This window comes from Roseibium porphyridii (assembly GCF_026191725.2).
Classification (GTDB): Bacteria; Pseudomonadota; Alphaproteobacteria; order Rhizobiales; family Stappiaceae; genus Roseibium; species Roseibium porphyridii.
The window spans coordinates 1,880,863-1,902,492 of the sequence record NZ_CP120863.1; the positions used below are offsets into that span (position 1 = coordinate 1,880,863).

The window sequence follows — 21,630 nt, forward strand, 5'->3', positions numbered from 1 at the left end:
TTTCAGTCGCATGCCAATCGGTAGCCAATTCCTCGCACCGTCTGCAGATAGATCGGGTTGCCCGGATCGGTCTCTATTTTGCGCCGGAGGCGATTGATCTGCACATCGACCGTGCGCTCGCCTAGACCGCTTTCATCGCCGACGATCTTGTGACGTGGTACGGTCGCTCCTGGTTGTTCGGCAAAGATAGACAGGATCTGTTTTTCGCGATCCGTCAGGCGAACCATGGCATCGCCGTTTTTCAATTCGCCGCGCGATGCATTGTAAGAAAACGGACCGAAACGGATTTCTTCCTGAGCGATCACCGGTTGCTGGCTGCCTCGACGCAGAATTGCAGCAATCCGCAGCATCAGCTCGCGAGGTTCAAAGGGTTTAGAGAGATAGTCGTCAACGCCGGCTTCAAGGCCGGCAATACGATCATTCGCTTCTGAACGGGCCGTCAGCATGAGGATTGGAACTTCCGAGTCTTCCCTCAATGCACCTGCAAGTTCCAATCCTGTTTCGCCGGGCATCATGACATCAAGTATGATCAGGTCGAACTCCAGTCCCGACAGGCATTGGCGTGCTTCAGCGGAATTAGCTGCAGCAGAAACCCGATAGCCGTTCTCCTTCAGCAATCGGGACAAGAGATCCCTGATGCGACTGTCGTCATCGACCAGAAGGATGTGGTTGGCGTTGTCGTCCGGGACCTGAACATTCATTGCGGTTGTCTTCGCTCCGATTGGCTGTTGGTCTCAATTAGTCCAGCAAGTCGTGAGGCGTCCGGACGAGCTTCAGGATGTCTGCACGCGCTTCTGGATCGATCATTTGCAACAGGAACTTGCGGATAACTTCGTCGCTTCCATCTGGCAATCCAATTAGGGCGCGTTCAAGGCGCTGCTGTTGCAGCCGGGTCAGTTCAACAGCAAGTGCATGGCCCTGATCGGTCGTGAACAAAAGACGTTGGCGACGATCATGATGACCTTCACGTTGCTCGATGATGTCGGCGTCAACCAGTTGCTTCAGAACACGCCCGAGGCTCTGCTTTGTGATCTTCAATATTCCAAGCAGGTCGGTGACCATGATGCCGGGATTACGCTCCACAAAATGCAGAACCCTGTGGTGGGCGCGGCCGAACTCGAACTTCGCCAGAACGTCATCCGGATCGCCGGTAAATTCCCGATAGGCAAAGAACAGAAGTTCGATGAGATCGTAAGGAAGGTTTTCGTCGCCCTCCCGATCCCGGTCACCGGATTTGGCCCCGTGTTCCCCGCCGGAAACGGGAGAAAGTGTCGATTTGAAATTTACGTCAGCCATATTGACTTAATTCTGGTCGATTGTTACTTGTTAGCCACCGCGAACGAAATGATCGGTCTTTTAGATGCTTTTTTACGCATCAGATGCTAAACGAATCCGATCAAGATCGCAGCGGACATCAGGATACCGATAGTAGGCGTGCTGTGCAAAAAATACAGCGGTAAAAAGAGCGCAAGTCATTGGCGTTATTTACCTCTGCACAAGGACAACAATATTCGCTCAAAGAGCGGGCGGGAGATGGAAGATGGCTGGGAAGCCTTTTGATCAGCTCAGTGGTGATATCTGGTACGACGGCACCTTCGTGCCCTGGTCGGACGCAAAGCTCCATGTCCTGAGCCATGGGCTGCACTATGGCAGCAGTGTTTTTGAGGGCGAGCGTGCCTATGGCGGCCGGATCTTCAAGTCTGAAGAACATACTGAACGCCTGTTGGCCTCCGCCGGAATGCTGGGTTTCGACATTCCCTGGACCGCAGAGCAGATCAATGCGGCCAAGGAAGAGACCCTTGCCCGCATGAACCTGGTCGACGCCTATATCCGACCGGTCGCATGGCGCGGTAGCGAAATGATGGGCATTTCCGCGCAGAAAAACACCATTCACCTGGCCATAGCGGCCTGGGAATGGCCCAGTTACTTTGCACCGGAAGAGCGATTGAAGGGCATTCGTCTTGATATGGCGGACTATCGTCGGCCAGATCCGCAGACCGCGCCTTACAAGGCCAAGGCCGCTGGCCTTTACATGATCTGCACCATTTCAAAGCATGCCGCCGAATCCAAAGGGTATGCAGACGCGCTGATGCTGGACTGGCGGGGACAGATTGCCGAGGCGACCGGCGCCAACGTCTTTTTCATCAAGGATGGCAAGATCCACACCCCGACGCCGGACTGCTTTCTTGACGGCATCACGCGTCGCACGGTGATCGGCCTTGCAAGAGACCGGGGTATAGAAGTGATTGAACGGTCGATCCTTCCGGACGAATTGTCTGACTTCGAACAGTGCTTTGTCACGGGAACAGCTGCCGAAGTCACGCCGGTGTCGGAAATTGCCGGTCACCAGTTCCAGGTCGGCGATATCATCAAGAACCTGATGGAAGACTACGATACCGCAGTGCGCCCGGAAGCGCCCTCGCTGAAGGCCGTTGCCGGCTGATCGCATCGCGCGGGGATCTTATGAACGAGGCGGGCTTCAGGCCCGCCTTATTTGTGTCCCGACTTTGATCTTGAGCATTTTCTTTCGTGGCAAACTGCCGTCATTGCCATCAATGCTGTGTGCTTTTCAGCCCTTCGCCAAGTTTCTTGGCATTTTCGACTGCCTGAGCACCATAAAGCGGCCAGGACTGTGTCAGGCCTTCCATGATGAGGGACAATTCAATTTCCTTGCCTTCCAGCTTAACGGCTTGTGCAGTTTTTTGGGCAACTTCAACCTTGTGATCATTAAGCAGTTGAATGAGGCGCTGGTCCTGAGGAGCGGTTGCAACGGCTGCATGGAAAAGGCAGCCACGGGTTGATTCCGTCTGCATCCAGAGCCCGATCCGATCGAAGATTGTTCCCAGTGCTTCCGCAGGTTCCTCCGGTAGCTCTCCGAAGATTAGCTCCATGTAGCGCTGATGCCGGTGCTCAAGAGCGGCATAGACCATTTCTTCCCTGGAGGGTGTGTATTTATAGAGTGTGCGAAGGCTGACACCAGCTGCGTCCCGCAATTCGCCGACACTGGGTGCGGCAAAGCCGTTTTCGGCGAAAACCCGTTCCAGTCCTGCCGCTATCTTGGTGAATGTGGACGCCATGGTTGACTATGTAGAATGATCGTTCTACATGAGCAAGTAGAACGATCATTCTACATGAGGTGACAGCGTGAAAATTCCGCAGAAGATGCGCGGTATCGTCCTGACCGGTCACGGTGGACCGGAAAAGCTGGAGTGGCGGGAAGACCTGACGGTCCCGGTTCCTGAAAAGGGCGAAGTGCTGATCCGGGTTGGAGCGTCGTCAGTTAACAACACCGACGTGAACACCCGCACCGGCTGGTATTCCAAAAGCGTTCGTGGCGACACCGCTTCCGGTGCGACCGGAGGTTACGGCACGGACGCGGACGCCGATGGCAGCTGGTCCGGAACGCCGCTTTCCTTTCCGCGTGTTCAAGGAGCCGATTGTTGCGGCGAAATCGTCGCTGTTGGGGAGGGTGTTTCTGGAGATCGCATCGGTCAGCGGGTTCTCGTTCGGTCGATGCAGGCGGTTGACGCCGAAAGCGATGAGCCGGCGGTCCAGACCTTTGGCTCCGAGCATGACGGCGGCTTCGCCGAATATGCCAAGACCCGGTCACTGGATGCGATCACTGTCGTTTCCGACCTGAGCGATATCGAGCTGGCGACGTTTCCTTGCGCATTTTCAACGGCAGAAGGCATGATCCAGCGCTGTGGCCTTGGGGCTGAAAGAGTGTTGATCACCGGCGGGTCCGGCGGCGTCGGGTCAGCTGCGATCCAGCTCGCAAAACGTCGCGGGGCTCATGTGACCGCACTTACGAGTGCCTCCAAGGCAGCTGCGCTTAGAGAAATTGGCGCAGATGAGACGCTTGACCGGGATGCTGAATTGCCGGACCGGGCATTTGATGTGGTTCTTGACCTCGTGGGTGGTCCGCGTTGGGATGATCTCGTCGCGTCGCTTTGTAATGGCGGGCGATATGTCACCTCAGGTGCGATCGCGGGACCAATCGTCGAGCTGGATCTGAGGACGCTTTATTTGCGCGACCTGGCTCTCCTCGGCAGCACCTTTCAGCCAGCAAACGTGTTCACGGATCTGGTCGGTTACATAGAAGCCGGTGAAATTCGTCCCGTTGTCGCTGAAACGTTTGTCCTGAAAGATCTGAGCAAGGCACAAGAGAGCTTTCAAGCAAAGTCGTTTGTCGGCAAGATCGGGATCAAAGTCAGGTCGTGAGCCGGCTCTAAGGCATGGACGGCGGTGCGGCTATGCTTTGCGTTCCAGCGCGTGAAACATCCGTCCGCGTTCAGCGTAAAGGATGCAGCCGATCGCACACAGCCCGTAAACCATATAGGCCAGTCCGAGAGGTTGAGTTGTCCCGTCGAACAGCTGGCCCATTATGTATCCGAGAATTGCGCCCCCCAGGGTGCTGATGAAGCCGATGACAGACGATGCCGTTCCGGCTATCGCGCCGAGAGGCTCCATCGCCATCGCGTTGAAATTTGCCCCAAGAAAACCGAAGGACATCATCACAAGGCTTGCGCAGATCAGGAACAGCCACAGGTTTTCAAAACCCAAAGCGGACATGAGAAAGATCACCATCCCGAGCGAGGTATAGATCACTGCTGCACCGTGAGACAGCCGGCGCATGCCGATCGCCTCGACAAGCTGGGCATTTGTGAAGGAAGCCACCGCCATGGCAATCGCAATGGCGGCAAAGACTATCGGAAACAGCTTTCCGAGGCCGAATACGTCGACGAAAATCTGCTGCGACATTGCCAGGAAAGCAAAAAGACCGCCGAAAATGAACGCCAATCCAACGGTGTAGCCCAAGCAGACCCGTGTTTTCAGCGCCAGACCATATGCATCGACAATGTGCGAGAGCACCATGGGCCGACGTTTTTCACCTGGCAGTGTTTCCGGCAAGCGGAGCCCCGTCCAAACCAGCATGGCAAGGCCTGCCAGAAGCAGAAGGATAAAAATCCAGCGCCATCCCGCCGTCAATAAGATGGCTTGCCCAATGGAAGGTGCGACAACCGGCACAGCCATGAAAACCATCATGACAAGCGACATGACCTTTCCCATGCGCCGGCCGGTATAGCAATCACGCACGACGGAGAGGGCGGCGACCCTTGCGGCAGCGCAGCCAAGCCCCTGGAGCACACGCGCCAGCAGGAGCTGATCGAGGTTCTGTGCGAAAATGGCGGCGATGCTGGCTGCGCTATAAACGGCAAGCCCGCTGACCAGCACTTTGCGTCGCCCGAGGGAATCTGTGACCGGACCAAAAAACAGCTGACCGCCACCGAAGCCGATCAGATAGGACAGCAGGATCAGTTGGCGATTGTTTTCCTCAACGATCTGCAGGGCATCGCCAATGGCAGGCAGGGCAGGCAGCATGACGTCAATCGCCATGGCATTCAGCGCCATGATCATCGCGATGATGGTGACGAATTCGATGAACGGTATGCCTGGATCCCGGACGACCTCGCACGAACCGTCCTTCGATTCCGAAGCCGGATTGCCGCCAATTGCGGCGTCTGATGGATCACTGTGCTGTTTCACGGGTGTCGGAACCAATATGGAGGCAGGAGGCCAATGGCCTGAATTGTATAGCGGGAATTGTCAGCCGGTGGTAGCGATAGAACGAAAGCAGGGCTTTGTTACGAAGACCAGCGTGCAGCGTCGTCCTCATCTCCCGATTTTGCTTCAACCCAGGAACCACTGTCCCCGTCCACCAAGTGTTCCTTTTTCCAGAAGGGCGCGCGGGTCTTCAGATAATCCATCAAGAAATCGGCGGCCTCGAAGGCGGCGCGCCGATGGGCCGAGGCGGCGACAACGAGAACAATGTTCTCCCCTGGCGGTATCTTTCCAAATCGGTGAACCACAGTCAGTCCCGTCAATGGCCAGCGTTGCACCGCTTGCTCAGCGATGCGCATAAGCTCCGCTTCGGCCATCCCGGGATAGTGTTCCAGTTCGAGGGCGCTCAGCGTCCCCGCTTCATCTCGGCACAATCCGGTAAACGTCACCAGTGCGCCGACATCCTTGCGTCCTTCGGCAAGAGCGCGGGATTCCAATTGCACATCAAAATCTTCTGACTGAACGCGGGCGACCGGTGTGACCTTCATTCTTCAACCGCCTGTCATCGGCGGGAAAAAAGCAGCTTCCCGTGCGTCGCCGAGTTCTGCATCGGCTTCCACATGAAGCTGATCGAGGGCGACACGGATCGCGTCTTCTTCTTCAAACGCTGCGGCATGATTTTCGTCCAGCGATTTCAGGTGCCCGATCAGGTCTGCCACTGTCTTGACGGAGGCAGGCACTTCGATGGTTTCTTCTTCAAGGCCGACCCGTTCGCGAACCCATGCGAAATAGCGGATGTTCATTAGTTCCTCGACAAAGTGGCTGTTTTTACAATTCCGGATCTGACCTGTCGGTCACTCCGTAATGAGGTGGCCGATCCCGGCTCGAAAATAGTCATACCCCGTATATAGGGTGAGTGTGGCAGCCAGCCAAAGCGCAATCAAGCCGACAAACGTTGTTCCCGGCAATACGGAATCGCCTGCTGGTCCAGCAAGCAAGAATGCAACGGCGACCAGTTGGACCGTGGTCTTCCATTTCGCGAGCTGGGTGACTGGAACGCTGACTTGCAGCTCCGCAAGAAACTCCCTCAGCCCGGAAACCAGAATTTCTCTGCACAGGATTATGATGGCTGCAACCAGTGACCATCCACCGATGGTTCCATCTGCAGCAAGCATAAGCAGGCAAACGGATACCAGCAATTTATCGGCGATCGGATCAAGCATGCGGCCGAGCGCAGACTGCTGTTGCCAAGCTCTTGCAAGATAGCCGTCAAAGAAATCGGTAATCGCCGCAACCACAAAAAGAGCCAGGGCAATCCAGCGAGACGTGTTGCCTTCAAAATAGAAGCAGGCCGCGACCGCCGGTACCGCCAGAATGCGACCATAGGTCAATAGATTGGGCAGGCTCAGAACAACGTTTCGTTTCATATCGGCTTTCAGATGCGGGCGCCTGAAGTCAGGATCGGAAAACGCTTGCCATTTTCCTTGTCCGGAGTTTCAGCCCAACGCCCCAAAAATTACTCTAACGCGAGTGCCTCGTGGAACCGTCTACCGGTTTCAATCGAATATGCTATCGCCTAGTTGGTCAATCATCATTTTGGCTTTACGCACCATCTCTCTGGCGGCAGCTTCTTCGTCGGGCATCGTGTCTGCCCGGATAAAGGTGTGCACCTTGGTGGTCTCGCCGAAGTCTTTTTCAATCCGACCGGACACCTGCCATTGACCGTTGTTCGATTGCGGCTCAGCGATGATCCGAAAGGCATCGTGCTGCACGGTGGTGGCTTTTGAACTGCTTTTCGCTTTTCCTTCGCCAGACGACGAGAACAGCGATTTGAACATTTTGCCAAGCATCTTGGGCCCACTCCTGACTTGCTTTCCTCCCTTTTACGAGGCGCTGGAATGGGGTGCAAGGGCTCTATGAAGTCGTTGGTCGGTCTGATGAGGCACAGCTTCAGAAGGCTCTGCGTAAACTAGCCAAGTGCCCTTTGCGTCCAATGGTGCCGGCAAAGGGACACATAGGTTTCGTTTCCGCCAATGACGACCTGATCACCTTCTTCAAGAATCGCGCCATTTTCATCAAGGCGCGCAACCATTGTCGCCTTGCGACCGCACCAGCAGATTGTTTTGATTTCCTTCAAATTGTCCGCCAGAGCCAAAAGCGCGGCACTGCCTGGAAAGAGTTTGCCTTGAAAATCCGTGCGTAGACCGAAACACATGACGGGAATGCGGAGCTGATCTGCGACCCTGGCAAGTTGCCAGACCTGTTCTTCGGTTAGAAACTGCGCTTCATCTACCAGAACTGCATCCAGATTGCCGGCCTCCCGCGCCTTGGAAATGTGGACGAATACATCATCAGCCGAAGAGAAAATGTCAGCTTCAGCTGCAAGTCCGATGCGAGAGGCTATTTTTCCTTTGCCGCCCCGGTCGTCGAAGGCAGCGATCAGAAGCAGCGTGTTCATGCCGCGTTCCTCGTAATTGTAGGCAGCCTGCAGCAGCACTGTCGACTTGCCAGCGTTCATCGAGGAATAATTGAAATAGAGTTTTGCCATGAGCCAAGGATCGGGAATCGGGTTGATTGTCGTTCGCAGTGTTCCCAATCGGAGGCCAAGCCTCAAACACTTTCAGGCAAAGGCCACAGCTTATCGCTCAATCGGCGGCAGGCTCGACAAGACCAAGTTCGACAATCAGGGGAAGGTGGTCAGATCCGATGTCTGGCCCAAGCGTCACGTCGACAATCTGAAGATCTGAAGATGCACCAAACTGATCGACCGGAGCCCCCAGGATCTGGTGAAGGCGATAGTCGAAAAAGAAGCGGGTGTTTCGTGGCCAGCCGCCTGGATAAGCTGTCGCCAAGTCATTGGTGCTGAGCGTTTCCTGAAAACGGCCCGACCAGGGCGAACTGTTCCAGTCGCCGATTGCCAGGATCTGTCCGGAGTTTTCATTGCGCAGGCGCTCAATGACCTTGTCCAGCTCATCGAGATAGTCCCGCTTGTTCTGCCACCGTGGTTCGGTCCGTGGGCTGTCAGGATGTATGACCACCAGCTGCAGAGGGGGGCCGCCAGTATCCAGCGTCAACGAAAGCAGCTCGCGGTCCGCGTCGTAATAAACATTTGCACCAGCCGGCAGTTTGCCTTGAATGACTTTCGTTTCGGCCTTCACTATGGGGAAGCGGGAATAGACTGCCAATCCGCCAAGTTCTCCGATCTGCAGGTGTTCCGGAAATCCGTTTTGGCCCGTGCTGCCTATCGGAAGGCCGAGCCGCTCCCATCTGCGCTCCTGCAGCCACCAGAGCACTTCCTGCATTACGACAATGTCGGCTTTTTCCCTTTCAAGAAACGTGGTGAGAACCTCGTCACCCAAAAAGAGATGTTCGATATTTATCGAGATTATCTTGAGCGGCTGTCTGCCATCAGCCAGGGCCGTTGGTGAGATCGTGTTTGTCTGGGTGCGAGAGGAGGTCTGAGCCACCAGGGCTGCGAAGGCTGCCAATGAGAGGAGCCAGAAAAACCTGTAGAGCAGCTTGAAGCGATGGCTGACAAACAATCCAAGCAGCCCGCCGATCACGCCTGCCAGCGCAGCCATCAGATATTGCGTGAGGAAAAAGCTCATATTGTCCGCCAACCAGAAATCAGGCGCGACGAATGTAGACAGCCCCATGAGGCAGACGGTCAATGCTCCAAGCAAGCCGCACCAACCGATCAGCGATATTCCCGCTCGTGTCAGTGATCTGCGCATTTCTGGTTTTTGTTGTTGCATCAGGGGAATTTTCCAGCGCTCATCCGGCGATATTAGAGACCGCAGACGATCTGTCTATGCACTGCTGATTGCCGCCCTTCATGCTGAAGAATGTTCAAGCGCCTTCAGCAATGGCTGAATTTGAGATCCATAGTCTTTCCATGTGCCCGGCGTAGACAGCTTGTTCTGGCTGGTGGTCACAGAACCTTTCTGACTTTCTTTGTCGAAAGGAACGAGGCAACTGTCATTCCACGTCAGGCCCAGATGATCGATGAGCGTCCGGCTTTCGGCTTCCGGATCTGCAACAAGAGTTTCAAAAGACTGATCCAGAAGCGTCACTGGCAGGACGTTTTGCCAATGATCCATCAATTCAAGATACTGGCCATGATAGTGCCCGAGGGAGCTCTGGTCTGCATTGTAAGTGTGCTCTGCAGGTAACGGCGTCCTATAGAGATCGAAGCAGGTGTCTGCTGCCGATCTTGTTGCGTGAATGAAGGACGCATTGGGAAAGAGCAGGGCAAGCAGCCAAAGATACTCAAAGCTGAGCAGTGTGGCATCGATGATCAGTTTGGACCTTTTGTCCAGTTTGTCCAGACTGCCCAGATACTTCCGTCCGATGCGCTGCGCGGTTCTCTTGTCGAGAGCGAGAGCCTGATCGAACAGTGCGGGGCCGTGAGGTTGCCCCTTGGTGAATTCTCCAATGGTCTGCAGGAAAACCTGAACTTCTTCGGCAGCTGTTACATCAGGATGGCTGGAAACCAGCATTTCTATCAAAGACGCGCCGGACTGCGGCATGCCGACGACAAAGACAGGTCGTCTGCTGGAAAGTGCAAAGTCTTTGCGGCTATTGAAGAACTCTTCGGTGAAAACCGTTTTGCAGGTTTTGACGAACCATTCGTAGTGTTCCGGCTGATAACCTCGGTAAAGACCTGCTCGGTAATTGTCGAAATAGTGAAATGCCTTTTCGACGTCCTGGCGGTCGTTCAGGATATTACCGGCAGCAAAGGACAGCTTTGCGATCTCCGGGTGAGCAGCACCTTCCGGTACAGTGCTCAAGATGCGTTCAATCCTGGTCAGGACGTTTTCCTTTAGGCCTTCGTCCGAAGAATTGGCAGCAGCGACAAGCACAAGCGCGTCGTCGGGTGACAACTCGAAGGCAGCATGAATACACTCTTCCGCAGCATCCGTGTGACCGAGGCTTCTTTCAACGTCGTAGAGGCCGAGTTGTGATCTGGCTGATCCTGGTTCCGCGATCAAAGCCCGTTCGAATGCCTGTTTGGCCATGACCGGTTTGCGCAGGTCGGCGTAGATCTGGCCGAGGACCCGTTGTGTGTATTCTGACTTGCCATCCAGGGCGACGCCCTTGCGGGCTGGAGCCAAGGCTTCCTCACTTTGCGCGTTCAGGTTCAGTGCACTGGCAAGGGTCGTGTGAACCGCAGCTTCTTTTTTTGCGGCTTTGGCGGCGGACGCCAGATGCGGCACTGCGCGTCCTGGCTGCCCGAAGAACAGGTAAGCCAGGCCAAGACCATAGTTGACCCTGGCATTTGCGGGATCCTGATCGTGAAGATCGATCAACAAGGGAATCGCTTCAGCGAATTTTTGGCTGTCTATCAGCTTGAAGGCGCGGTCGATCGTATATTGAGACATCTTCGTTTCTGGGCTTGGCGCGGATAGCTGCGCAGTTTTGGAAATACGTGGGAACCCGAGTATCGCGGGTTTGGAAGTCAGCCGCTTCTAGCAGCTAGGTTGACGGAATAAAATGCCGGAAACGCGCTGGGCGAAAACGAGGCAAGACCAAACCGACCTCTTTGACGCCGCTATTCGTGAAAGTGGTCGTAGACCAGACGAGCCATGGCTTCGGAAATTCCCGGCACGGCTGCCAGATCATCAAGTCCGGCCTTGGAGACGGCCTTGGCGGTTCCAAAGTGGGTCAGAAGGGCTTTCTTTCGGGTCGGGCCGATCCCGGCGATTTCGTCAAGCGGGTTCTTCACGATATCTTTCTTGCGACGTGCCCGGTGACTGCCGATCGCAAAGCGGTGCGCTTCGTCTCGCAAACGCTGAACGAAGTAAAGCACCGGATCCCGCTCCGGCAGCATGAACGACTGCCTTCCTGGGATGAAAAACTTCTCTCGTCCTGCGTCCCGGTCGGGTCCCTTTGCGATGCCGACAAGCGGAACGTCGGTAAGGCCGAGTTCTTCCAGCGTTTCCCGTGCGGCCGTCAGTTGACCCTGACCACCATCAATCAAAACCAGATCTGGCCAGGCTGGCATTTCAGAAGCAATGGGAACATCGCTGTCTTCGTCGTTGGCATCACCGTTCTGCGCCGTGTTTTGCTCGTCTTTGGCGCTTTCGCGGGCATGTTCCTTGAGGAGACGCGAAAAGCGGCGCATCAGAACTTCACGCATCATCCCATAGTCATCGCCTGGAACCAGGTCTTCGGACTTGATGTTGAATTTGCGGTATTGGCCTTTCGTGAAACCTTCAATACCGGCAACGATCATACCACCAACCGCATTTGTGCCCATGATGTGAGAGTTGTCGTAGACTTCAATACGGCGAGGTGGCGCTTTCAGGTCAAATGCTTCCGCTACGCCCTTCAGCAGCCGTGCCTGGCTTGAGGTTTCAGCAAGGCGCCGTCCGAGCGCCTCGCGTGCATTTGTCAAAGCATGGTCTACAAGTTCTTTCTTTTCGCCGCGCTGGGGCGTTGCGACCTCTACCTTGCGTCCAGTGCGCTCCGTCAGGGCTTCAGACAGGAGTTCCTGCTCCGTCAGCTTGTGTGACAGGAGGATCTGTTTTGGTGCCGGCTTGTCGTCATAGAACTGCGCAAGAAAGCTTTCCAGGATGTCGGCTTCCTCCAGCGACTTGTCCGCTTTTGGGAAATAGGCTCTGTTGCCCCAGTTCTGGCCGGTGCGAAAGAAGAAAACCTGGACGCAATTCTGCCCGCCCTCCTGGTGGATGGCAAAGACATCAGCTTCCTCAACGGATTGTGGATTGATGCCTTGATGCGCCTGGATATGGGACAGCGCTGACAGACGATCCCTATAGATGGCAGCTCTTTCAAATTCCAGGTCCGCCGACGCGGTTTCCATCTGTTCGGCAAGCTGTTTCTTGATGAGCTGGCTGCGACCGGACAGGAAGGCCTTGGCTTCAGAAACCAGACCCGCATAGTCTTCTCGATCGATTTCGCCGGTGCAGGGACCAGCGCAGCGCTTGATCTGATACTGCAGGCAGGGTCTGGTCCGGTTCTCATAGTAGCTGTCGGAACAGGTCCGGATCAGAAAGGCTTTCTGGAGCGCATTGATGGTCCGGTCGACAGCACCGGCGGAGGCGAAAGGGCCGAAATAGTCGCCCTTGCGTTTGCGTGCACCGCGGTGCTTGACGATAGCCGCGGATTCGTGGTCACCGGTCACCAGAATATAGGGAAAGGATTTGTCGTCGCGCAGCAGCACGTTGAAGCGCGGCCGAAGGCGTTTGATAAGATTGGCTTCCAGCAGCAGGGCTTCAGGTTCTGTCTGCGTCACGACGAATTCCATCGATGCTGTCGACAGTATCATGCGCATGATCCGGTTGGATTGACCCTGCAGGCGCGTATAGCTGGTGACACGCTTCTTCAGACTGCGTGCCTTGCCGACATAAAGAACCTCGCCATTCTCATCCAGCATGCGATAGACGCCAGGGCCGTTTGGCAGACGCTTTACCTCATCCGCGATGACGTCGACCCCCTTCTTCAAAGGTTCGGTCTCGCCTTCGGTCTTCTCATCCGGCAATTGAGAATCAGGTTCTTGCTGCATGTCAGATATTTATGCGTCTTGCCGCCCCGGGGAAAGGGGCACAGCGCGGTGTGCAGAGGGAAAACCAGCCGTTTGATGATCAGGCGCTGTGGCCCAGCATATAGACAGTCGCAATATAGAGGACATAGGCAGCTGTCATGGCGAGGCCGGATATTCTCCCAAGACAAATCCGAAATCCGGCCAGAGCGGTCAAAAGTATCGCGCAAGCCAGCATGACCCAGATGTCGAGCTTCAGAACTTCAGGCGGAACGTCAATAGGCACGACGACCGCAGTGATACCGATGATGGCAAGCAGGTTGAAAATGTTCGAGCCGATGACGTTGCCGATGGCGACCGCGCCATGCTGCCGGATGGCGGCCATGACAGTCGTGGCCAGTTCGGGCAAAGAGGTGCCTAGAGCGATGATCGTCAGACCAATAACGGCTTCGCTGACGCCCCACGCGCTTGCGATGCTGGTTGCTCCGCTGATGGTGAAATGTGCCCCCAGTGGCAGTCCAACCAGGCCAAGGACAATATAGATGACGGCGATCCAGACCGAGTCCGGCACATCGTCAACATCGTCGAGGGCATCGTCTTCTTCTTCGGGTTGATCCGTCGCAACAGCAGCACCGGCCGCAGCTGCTGCGATGGCTTTCTGTTCTTTCCGGTGTCGCTGGGCGACCATTGTCGAGGCTGCCAGAAACGCACCGAGCAGAATGAGAAGGATGAAACCTTCCGGCAGGCCGATCGGTGTGAAGAAGCAGAACGTGATGAAGACTATGGTCACGGCGACCATGAAAAGCGCGTTTCTGGTGGCCCCCGACTCGCCACATGGGGTGGCTGCAATCAGGGCAGGCATGCCGAGCACCAGCAGCACATTGGCGATATTGGAGCCGACGACGTTACCAATGGATATGCCACCGGCACCTTCCAGCGCAGCCTTGAGCGAAATAACCAACTCGGGAGCCGAGGTGCCGAAAGCCACAATCGTCAGACCGATGACCAGATTTGGGATGCCGAGCCGCTGGGCAATGCCCACCGACCCCCTGACCAGGACATCGCCGGCGATAATCAGCACAACAAGTCCGCCTGCAAGGCTTATGTAGTCAAACAGCATCTAAAGGTTCCGGTTCGGGTCGGTCGTGCCATCAGAGAGCGGCAAATGGGAAGGAGCGCTCAATTACAGTTGGGCGCCTTATACGCAATAGATTGGGGCGGGGAAAGCCGTGGACAAGGATCTTTGAACAGAGTGATAGGTCATTTTTACCGGCACCCTCTTGCAATTTGCGAGTCGGTTAACCGTACTTTCATTGTGCCAGATTGTTGCCTCCATTTGTCATCAAAACTCCCAATTCTCAATCCCGATCCGCCACAAACGCTCTCCATATCTCACCGCAGGGGGCGAGTGAGGACGCGGTAATACCTCGTTCTGTTCCGTGTGGTCGACTGTTTTTGGCCACCAAACATGGATATGTGGATCTGGAGTACCATCAATGAAACGTCTTGCAATTGCAGGCTTGGCCCTGACTGCCGCAACGGCTGGAACCGCCCCGGTTTGGGCTGCGGATCTGCCGCAATCGCCGGCACCAGCCTACGAGGCGGTTCCTGCCCCACAGCAGAGCATCGACTGGACCGGGCTTTATGTCGGCGGCAATCTCGGCTGGGCTTTCGGAAACTTCGACAACAACACCAGCGGTAGTGCCAGCCTGGACACCAGTGCAAATGGCATAAGCGGTGGTCTTTACACCGGCTACAATTATCAGATCACGCCCAATGTGGTCCTCGGTGCCGAAGCGGACTTCAGTCTCACAAGCCTTGAAGATTCACGTACAAACGGCGGTCTGACGCTGGAATCCAAGTCCAGCTGGAATTCCAACATCCGCGGCCGTGTCGGTTATGCCTTTGATCGTTATCTGGTCTATGGTGCCGGCGGTCTGGCAATCGCCGATCTGGAGCTTTCCGGGAATGGCGACAGCGACAACAAAACGGCTCTTGGCTGGACCCTGGGTGCGGGCGGCGAAGCAGCCATTACCAACAATGTCAGCGCGCGCCTCGACTATTCTTATCAGGATTTCGGCAGCCAGGATTTCAATCTGAATGGCACCGGCGTCAGCTCGGAATTCAGCAATTCTCAGGTCCGACTCGGACTGGGCTACAAGTTTTAAGCCCAGCTTCAGAATTGACAGCATTCAACCCGGCGCCGGAAGGTGCCGGGTTCTTTGTTACAAGCGGTTACAAGCTTTTCAGAATTTAGCCCCACAACCATGGTATTAGACTGATATTGTACTAAGTGCTGCGGCAATGTCCGTGCCTGCATTCATGGCAGGGACGATGTTTTTGGTGGAGAGATGAATGCGGTTTTTGATGCGCGGGCTTATTGGTCTGGCATTGATGGCGATTATGGTCGGGTTTGCCGGATACGGCGCCTATCAGTTTTATGATGCCCTTACGGCGGAAGAAACCACCCGTCAGAGACCGGCTCGAGAGCGCATCTATTCAGTCAATGTAAGTGAACTCGCACCACAAACCGTCACGCCGTTGACGACTGCATTTGGCCAGGTTGAAAGCTGGCGCAGCCTGCAGCTAAGGGCGAGTTCTGAAGGCCGCCTGGTAAATGTTGCGAGCAAGTTCCGCGATGGCGCTGCTGTTGCCGAAGGTGAGTTGCTTCTCAAGATTGATCCGGCAAATGCGGAATTTCTGTTCCTGGACGCTGAAGCCGCGCTGGCTGACGCAGAGGCGCAGAAGGCCGAGGCTGAGGAAGCAATTGTCGGCGCTGAACAGGAGCTGGAAGCAGCACGCCGCCAGCTTGCACTGCGCAGACAGGCACTGGAGCGTCAACAGCAGCTCAAGGACAAGGGCTATTCGACGGCCGTTCAGGTTGAGACCGAAGAGCTGGGTGTTGCCTCTCTTGAACAGTCGCTGAGCAACCGTCTGCAGTCCGTTATTACCGCGCGCAAACGCATCGAGCGCATGGATCTGACTGTGAAACGGGCTCAGATTGCGCTGAATGATGCGCAGCGTGTTCTGGATGAAACGACCCTCACTGCGCCTTTCTATGGCTATCTGTCGGAAGTCGATGCGACCCTGGGGCGTCGTGTCAGCCCGTCGGAAACTCTTGCTGTGCTGATCGATCCAACTGCCCTGGAAGTGAAGTTTTCCGTTTCCACCAGCGAATTTGCCAGACTTCTGGATGAACGCGGCAAACTGATCAAAGCGCCCGTGTCAGTGACGTTGCAGCTCGGTGGGCGCTCAATCGTCGTTCCGGGCAATATCGACCGTGCGGCTGCGGTTGTTTCTGAAGGGGAAGCTGGCCGGACGTTGTTTGCAACACTTGAAATTGAGCCGGGTGCCGTGCTGCGTCCGGGTGATTTTGTGAAAGTCGAGATCCAGGAACCAGAACTGAACCGCGTAGCGGTGGTGCCGGCAGGTGCGGTGACCGAAGATGGCAGACTGTTGATAATCGGCGAAGGCGACAGGATTGAAGAGATTCAGGCCAAAGTTCTTCGTCGCATGCGTGAAGATGTTGTGTTGGCAAATGTTCCGTTTGGCGAAAAATATGTAACAGAGCGCCTTCCACAATTGGGCACCGGATTGAAGGTCTCCCCAAGAGACACCGATGGAAGCACAAACCAGCCGGAAGGCCCTGCTGTCGCCAAGGCGTCGCCGTCAAATGATGAGCGCAACTCGGACGATCTGGTCGCCCTGGATCCGGAACGGCGCGCAGCGCTGATTGCTCAACTGAACGAATCCAACATACCGGAGAACCGCAAGGCCCGTCTGTTGGCGCTTTTGAACCAACCGATGGTGCCAAAGGACCTTGTCGACCGATTGGAGCAAAGGCGCGGTCGCAGCGGATAAAGGCGTGTCTTCGGAGCTGATGACTTGAGTGGAGTGACCTGAAATGCGTTCACCCGGTGGACCGAGATTTGCGTCGTTTCTGGATTACATGGTGCGTCACCGGACGGCAGCAAACCTGTTGCTTCTCCTCATGCTTTTGGCCGGGATAGCAGCCAGCACGCAGATCAGAACCCAGTTCTTTCCAGATTTTGTGCGCGAAGAAGTCGACGTGGAGATCAACTGGCCTGGTGCCGGGCCGGAAGATCTCGATCAATCCGTCGTGGAAATACTCGGCCCTCAGCTTCTTGCCATCAACGGCGTGGACGAAGCAACGTCCGTTGCCCGTGAGGGCACAGTCAGCATCGAGTTGGAATTCGAAGACGACTGGAACATGGGGCAGGCGACCGACGATGTTAAGGCCGCCGTCGACCAGGCCCGTTCCAGCTTGCCCGAAGGAATCGAGGAGCCGGTGGTGACTCGTGGCGTTTATCGCGACAGGGTGACCGACGTTGTGATTTTCGGACCGGTTGATATCGACCAGCTGGCACGGTTCGCAGAGGATTTGCAGACGACTCTCTTTCGCCAGGGTGTAACGCGGGTCTCCATTCAGGGGCTGGCCAATCCAATTATCAGGGTCAATGTCGGCGAGGACATGCTGGTCCGCCACGATATGACCCTTCGTGAGATCGCCGATGTTGTTGAGGCGGAAATGGAAACGACGCCAGCCGGTGACGTCAGTGGCGGTGGTGCCCGGCTCAGGACAGGCCAGACACGGCGAAGCGAACAGGACCTCGGTGAAATTGTCCTGAAAGCGCCCTCGCAGGGTGAAAAACTACAGCTGCGTTCCGTTGCGGAGATCGTTACAGAAGGCGTGGAAAGTGGCCGTGCCTACTATCACAAGGGCATGCCGGCAGTAGTGCTGCGTGTCGACAGAAGCGCACAGGGTGACACCATCTCCATTCAGCGGGATGTTGAGAGAATAACCGCGGAGTTTCAGGAGACCTTGCCGAATGGTGTCGAGGTGCAACTGACCCGGACCCGTTCGCAAAACATTATCGACCGGATGAATATTCTGGTCGAGAACGGCATCTTTGGCTTGTCCCTGGTGCTTGCGTTCCTGTTTCTATTTCTGTCTTCGCGAACCGCGTTCTGGGTGGCGGCGGGCATACCGGTTGCCATGGCGGCAACCATCGGGCTGATGTATGCGTTCGGCCTGACACTCAATATGGTGTCCGTTTTTGCGCTGATCATCTGTCTCGGCATTGTCGTGGACGATGCAATTGTGGTCGGTGAACACGCAGATTCACTGCACAGACGCGGTTATCCGCCTGCGGAAGCAGCCAGTCTTGCAGCTCGCCGGATGACAGCCCCGGTATTCAGCGCGTCAATCACCACCCTGATTGCATTTGTCGGGCTGACCGCGATCGGTGGCCGGTTCGGTACCTTGATTGCGGACATTCCGTTTACGGTCGCAGTTGTTCTGGTTGCCAGCCTTGTCGAGAGCTTTCTGATCCTGCCGGCTCATATGAACCATGCCTTGTCGGCCAGCAAAAAGACCCATTGGTACGATCTGCCGAACCGGTGGTTCAACCGCGGCTTTGTCTGGTTTCGCGAGAACCTGTTCCGCCGATTTGTCGATTGGTTGATCACGGTCCGCTACCCAGCTATCGGGTTTGCTGTGATGGTTCTGTTGTTGTCCCTGACGTTGTTTGTTGATGGAAGCGTCAGGTGGCGCTTCTTCAATGCGCCGGAACGGGCTGTGGTGTCTGCAAGCATTGCCATGATGCCCGGAACGGAACGGGAAGACACCAAGGCGATGATCGCTGAATTGGAGCGAGCACTTGATGTCGTAAATACGCGATATCAGGAAGAATACGGCACGGAACCGGTTGTCTTCGCACTTTCCACGGTCGGAGGGACTGCCGGGCGTGGTTTGAGCGGCGCAGATTCCAAAGACGTCGATCAGCTCGGCGGGATCTCCATCGAACTTCTGGATCCGGATCTACGGCCGTACTCCGCGTTTCAGTTTATTGGAGACTGGCGTGAAGAAATCCAGCGACCGCCGCTTCTGGAAACGCTGGCCTTGCGAGGGGAGCGGTCCGGACCGGGTGGAGACGCGATTGACGTCAAGCTCTATGGATCTTCCACGGAAAACCTAAAGGCGGCAGCAGAGTTCCTGAAGCAGGCGCTTGCCCCCATGGAAGGGGTCAGTGCACTTGAAGATACGCTCGCCTATGACAAGCCCGAACTTAGCCTGACACTGACGCCGCGCGGAGAAGCGCTGGGGTTCACCACGGATGATGTTGCCCAGATGCTGCGCAATAGGCTGGAAGGCATTGAAGTTGCAGAATTTCCTATCGGTCGCCGAACTGCCAAGGTCAAGGTACTGATGCCCGATGACGAGACCGATGCGTCGTTTCTATACAATACACGCATTCGCACCAATTCCGGCACCTATGTCTCGCTCAGTGAAATCGTCAATGTGGACAGCAGCTACGGATTTGCATCTGTCCGGCGGAGCGACGGTCTGCGCACTCTAAGAGTGACCGGCGATGTTTCTGAGGACGATCCGGAGGCTGCGGCTCGGGTCACAAGCATTCTGGAAAGCGAATTGTTGCCTCAACTCGCATCGGATTTTGATGTCGAAAGCGAGATGAGCGGTTTGGCTGAACAGGAACGGTCTTTCCTGTCAGATGCCGTGCTGGGGTTTGCGCTCTGTCTGGCCGGGATTTATCTGACGCTTTGCTGGATTTTTGAGAGCTGGACACGACCGCTGATGATCATGATCATCATCCCGTTCGGCGCAATCGGTATGCTTTGGGGGCACTATTTGCACGGGTTGCCGCTGTCGATGTTCTCCGTTGTCGGGTTCATCGGCATGTCCGGCATCATCATCAACGACAGTATCGTGCTTGTCACGACAATCGATGAATACGCCAAGAACCATCCGTTCCGGCAGGCTCTGGTGCAAGGGGTGTGCGATCGATTGCGGGCAGTCGTGTTGACGACCGCAACCACCGTTTTCGGACTTGCGCCACTGCTGTTCGAAACGAGTCGTCAGGCCCTGTTCCTGAAGCCGACCGTCATTACCCTGGCTTATGGGCTCGGTGTCGGCCTTTTCCTCGTGATCCTGCTGGTGCCAACGCTTTTGGCTTTGCAGAACGATTTCGGCAAGTCTGTTTCAAGCGGACGCCGGCTTTTGAAAATCCGTGGCCGACGTCCATTGTCCGGCGGAGGAACATAGGTCTGTCTCTGTGTAATAGGGCAGTGTTCGACAGCCTAACCGGCCTCGGGTCCCGTGGGTGGAAAAGCATCTGGAAACAAACTTTTTTTGTTTCCAGTCCAGCAACTCTTATTGCAGGAGGGCCGGTGCGTTGTCGGGAACAGGCGAGGCGGGTTGCTTCGTGTCTGCGAATGCAGGGACAGCCTTTTCAAAAGCGCTTAGCCAGGCAACCAGGTTCGGACAGCTTGACCGCCAGTCGCCGTTGAAACGCATATCGAGATATCCGAGCGCACAGGCGAGCGTCAGGTCAGCAACTGTGACATGGTTTGCGGAAGATGGGGCGGGTGGTGTTTTGGTTTCAAAATGTGCCAGGCCACGCTCGACCTTTGCTCCCTGATAGGCGTCCCAGGCAGGGTCCCGGTACTTTGGATCCTTAAAGCGCTTTTCGTAAACCCTCAGCAACGCGGCATCCATAATGCCGTCAGCCAGTGTCTGGTCGCGGAGAACGGTGAACCGGGTATCGCCTTGAGGCAGCAGTTTGCCGCCTCCTGCCAGGTGGTCGAGATATTCCACGATAACAGCGCTGTCATAGAGCACATCGCCATTGTCCAGGATCAGTGCCGGGATCTTGCCGAGTGGGTTCTGGCTGCGAAGACTGTCGGATGGATCCGCGGTGTTTGCGTCTTCCATCTGGATCTTGTCCTTCAATCCAAGGAGTGCCGCAGCCAGTTTCACCTTCCGGCCAAACGGTGAAGGCGGTGAAGAACGCAATTTCATGACGGTGTTTCCTCAGAATTGGACAGGTAAAGCGTTTTCGGATGCGGTTAGCGCGGTGCCGGAACAGCGAGTTTTCCGTTGCGACAGCCTCTGCGGTCGACAGCTGCACAGGATCTGAAAGCGAGATCTTTGGTCAGGCAGATGCGGATTTCTTCAAATTCGCCCCTTGAACAGGTGACGGCCATACCGTCTTCCTTGAGACCAGGATTGGCAAGTCTGAAAGCCTTCTCGACAGTTGCCGGTGCCGCCTTGCCGCGCTTGTTCAGGTTTTCAAACGCCCCGGGAATGGTGATTTTTTCATATGCATCGCGGGTCAGGTCGAAGTACTCATCAGGCTCCAGACCTGAGCATGTACCGTGCTTGCGCCACTGGTGAAAAACAAGTCCATGGCTGGGCATGATGTCTTCCATATCAACTGCGATTTGTCGATCGATCCTTTGGCGTACGCCCGGGCAGGAAGATGGATAGCCGTTTTCATATTGGGGCCAAAGGCCATGCACGACGAACCGGAAAGGGTTGCGGACATCACATTGATGGGGGTTCGCGTCTTCGCCTTCCTGTTTGCAGTAGGTGGGCGACCAGGACAGCGCCAGGACATAGAAATCGAACTCACCCGCCTGGTCGGCGAGCGACGAAAACGACTGTAGGCTGGCTGCCATCAGACATGCACAAAAGCCCAATGCGCGGCTGATCAGCGCCATGAATTGTCCTTTGCCGCAGGTGATCG

At 55.8% G+C, this 21,630-nt stretch carries 20 protein-coding genes; 5 read left to right on the top strand and 15 right to left on the bottom strand.

Annotated elements, in window-relative coordinates:
* Positions 1-2: 2 nt before the first annotated feature.
* Both K1718_RS08715 and K1718_RS08720 read right to left on the bottom strand, forming a co-directional pair.
* The gene (locus K1718_RS08715) at positions 3-701 is read right to left on the bottom strand and encodes a response regulator (protein ID WP_152500566.1); all 699 of its coding nucleotides are present in this window, start codon (positions 699-701) and stop codon (positions 3-5) included.
* Between the two features lie 37 nt (positions 702-738).
* The gene (locus K1718_RS08720) at positions 739-1,296 is read right to left on the bottom strand and encodes a MarR family winged helix-turn-helix transcriptional regulator (RefSeq protein WP_265683828.1); all 558 of its coding nucleotides are present in this window, start codon (positions 1,294-1,296) and stop codon (positions 739-741) included.
* A gap of 244 nt (positions 1,297-1,540) precedes the next feature.
* Between K1718_RS08720 and K1718_RS08725 the strand changes: the two genes are divergently transcribed.
* Entirely contained in the window at positions 1,541-2,443 is a 903-nt protein-coding gene (locus K1718_RS08725; protein ID WP_265683831.1) for a branched-chain amino acid aminotransferase, read from the top strand.
* Positions 2,444-2,552: 109 nt separating this feature from the next.
* Here K1718_RS08725 and K1718_RS08730 read toward each other — a convergent pair whose 3' ends face one another.
* Positions 2,553-3,077 (bottom strand): TetR/AcrR family transcriptional regulator, encoded by a 525-nt coding sequence (locus K1718_RS08730; RefSeq protein ID WP_265683833.1) that lies wholly within the window; start codon positions 3,075-3,077, stop codon positions 2,553-2,555.
* 85 nt (positions 3,078-3,162) lie between these two features.
* On the opposite strand from K1718_RS08730, the gene K1718_RS08735 reads away from it, so the two are divergent.
* Entirely contained in the window at positions 3,163-4,221 is a 1,059-nt protein-coding gene (locus K1718_RS08735) for a zinc-binding dehydrogenase (RefSeq protein WP_418068133.1), read from the top strand.
* 30 nt (positions 4,222-4,251) lie between these two features.
* Here K1718_RS08735 and K1718_RS08740 read toward each other — a convergent pair whose 3' ends face one another.
* From K1718_RS08740 to K1718_RS08785, 10 genes are all read right to left on the bottom strand, one after another.
* Positions 4,252-5,547 carry a multidrug effflux MFS transporter gene (locus tag K1718_RS08740; RefSeq protein WP_247649369.1) on the bottom strand — a complete coding sequence of 432 codons (1,296 nt, stop codon included), beginning with the start codon at positions 5,545-5,547 and terminating at the stop codon, positions 4,252-4,254.
* A gap of 98 nt (positions 5,548-5,645) precedes the next feature.
* Positions 5,646-6,110 carry a molybdenum cofactor biosynthesis protein MoaE gene (locus K1718_RS08745; protein ID WP_152500570.1) on the bottom strand — a complete coding sequence of 155 codons (465 nt, stop codon included), beginning with the start codon at positions 6,108-6,110 and terminating at the stop codon, positions 5,646-5,648.
* Positions 6,111-6,113: 3 nt separating this feature from the next.
* A complete protein-coding gene (moaD, locus tag K1718_RS08750) occupies positions 6,114-6,365 on the bottom strand; it encodes a molybdopterin converting factor subunit 1 (protein ID WP_152500571.1) in 252 nt (83 codons plus the stop codon).
* Positions 6,366-6,416: 51 nt separating this feature from the next.
* The gene (gene pgsA / locus K1718_RS08755) at positions 6,417-6,989 is read right to left on the bottom strand and encodes a CDP-diacylglycerol--glycerol-3-phosphate 3-phosphatidyltransferase (RefSeq protein ID WP_265683839.1); all 573 of its coding nucleotides are present in this window, start codon (positions 6,987-6,989) and stop codon (positions 6,417-6,419) included.
* Positions 6,990-7,118: 129 nt separating this feature from the next.
* Positions 7,119-7,412, bottom strand: coding sequence for an HlyU family transcriptional regulator (locus K1718_RS08760; protein ID WP_152500573.1), 294 nt, complete (start codon positions 7,410-7,412; stop codon positions 7,119-7,121).
* A 119-nt stretch (positions 7,413-7,531) separates the two neighbouring features.
* Entirely contained in the window at positions 7,532-8,110 is a 579-nt protein-coding gene (locus tag K1718_RS08765; RefSeq protein WP_152500574.1) for a thymidine kinase, read from the bottom strand.
* 97 nt (positions 8,111-8,207) lie between these two features.
* Entirely contained in the window at positions 8,208-9,317 is a 1,110-nt protein-coding gene (locus tag K1718_RS08770) for an endonuclease/exonuclease/phosphatase family protein (protein WP_265683842.1), read from the bottom strand.
* A 78-nt stretch (positions 9,318-9,395) separates the two neighbouring features.
* Positions 9,396-10,943: a tetratricopeptide repeat-containing sulfotransferase family protein gene (locus tag K1718_RS08775; protein WP_265683845.1), complete on the bottom strand. Its 1,548-nt coding sequence runs from the start codon at positions 10,941-10,943 to the stop codon at positions 9,396-9,398.
* A 170-nt stretch (positions 10,944-11,113) separates the two neighbouring features.
* On the bottom strand, positions 11,114-13,087 hold the full coding sequence (gene uvrC / locus K1718_RS08780) for an excinuclease ABC subunit UvrC (protein WP_265683848.1): 1,974 nt from the start codon (positions 13,085-13,087) through the stop codon (positions 11,114-11,116).
* Positions 13,088-13,166: 79 nt separating this feature from the next.
* Positions 13,167-14,183 (bottom strand): calcium/sodium antiporter, encoded by a 1,017-nt coding sequence (locus K1718_RS08785; RefSeq protein WP_152500576.1) that lies wholly within the window; start codon positions 14,181-14,183, stop codon positions 13,167-13,169.
* 376 nt (positions 14,184-14,559) lie between these two features.
* Here K1718_RS08785 and K1718_RS08790 point away from each other — a divergent pair, with 376 nt between their 5' ends.
* The 3 genes from K1718_RS08790 to K1718_RS08800 all read left to right on the top strand — a co-directional run bounded on the left by K1718_RS08790 (position 14,560) and on the right by K1718_RS08800 (position 20,147).
* The gene (locus K1718_RS08790) at positions 14,560-15,231 is read left to right on the top strand and encodes an outer membrane protein (RefSeq protein WP_152500577.1); all 672 of its coding nucleotides are present in this window, start codon (positions 14,560-14,562) and stop codon (positions 15,229-15,231) included.
* 187 nt (positions 15,232-15,418) lie between these two features.
* Positions 15,419-16,924, top strand: a complete 1,506-nt coding sequence (locus tag K1718_RS08795; protein ID WP_265683853.1) for an efflux RND transporter periplasmic adaptor subunit — start codon at positions 15,419-15,421, stop codon at positions 16,922-16,924.
* Positions 16,925-16,967: 43 nt separating this feature from the next.
* Positions 16,968-20,147: an efflux RND transporter permease subunit gene (locus tag K1718_RS08800; RefSeq protein WP_152500579.1), complete on the top strand. Its 3,180-nt coding sequence runs from the start codon at positions 16,968-16,970 to the stop codon at positions 20,145-20,147.
* Between the two features lie 108 nt (positions 20,148-20,255).
* Here the strand turns inward: K1718_RS08800 and K1718_RS08805 are convergent, their stop codons facing one another.
* On the bottom strand, positions 20,256-20,903 hold the full coding sequence (locus tag K1718_RS08805; RefSeq protein ID WP_265683860.1) for a glutathione S-transferase family protein: 648 nt from the start codon (positions 20,901-20,903) through the stop codon (positions 20,256-20,258).
* 47 nt (positions 20,904-20,950) lie between these two features.
* Positions 20,951-21,604, bottom strand: coding sequence for a ribonuclease T2 (locus K1718_RS08810; RefSeq protein WP_265683862.1), 654 nt, complete (start codon positions 21,602-21,604; stop codon positions 20,951-20,953).
* Between the last annotated feature and the right edge of the window lie 26 nt (positions 21,605-21,630).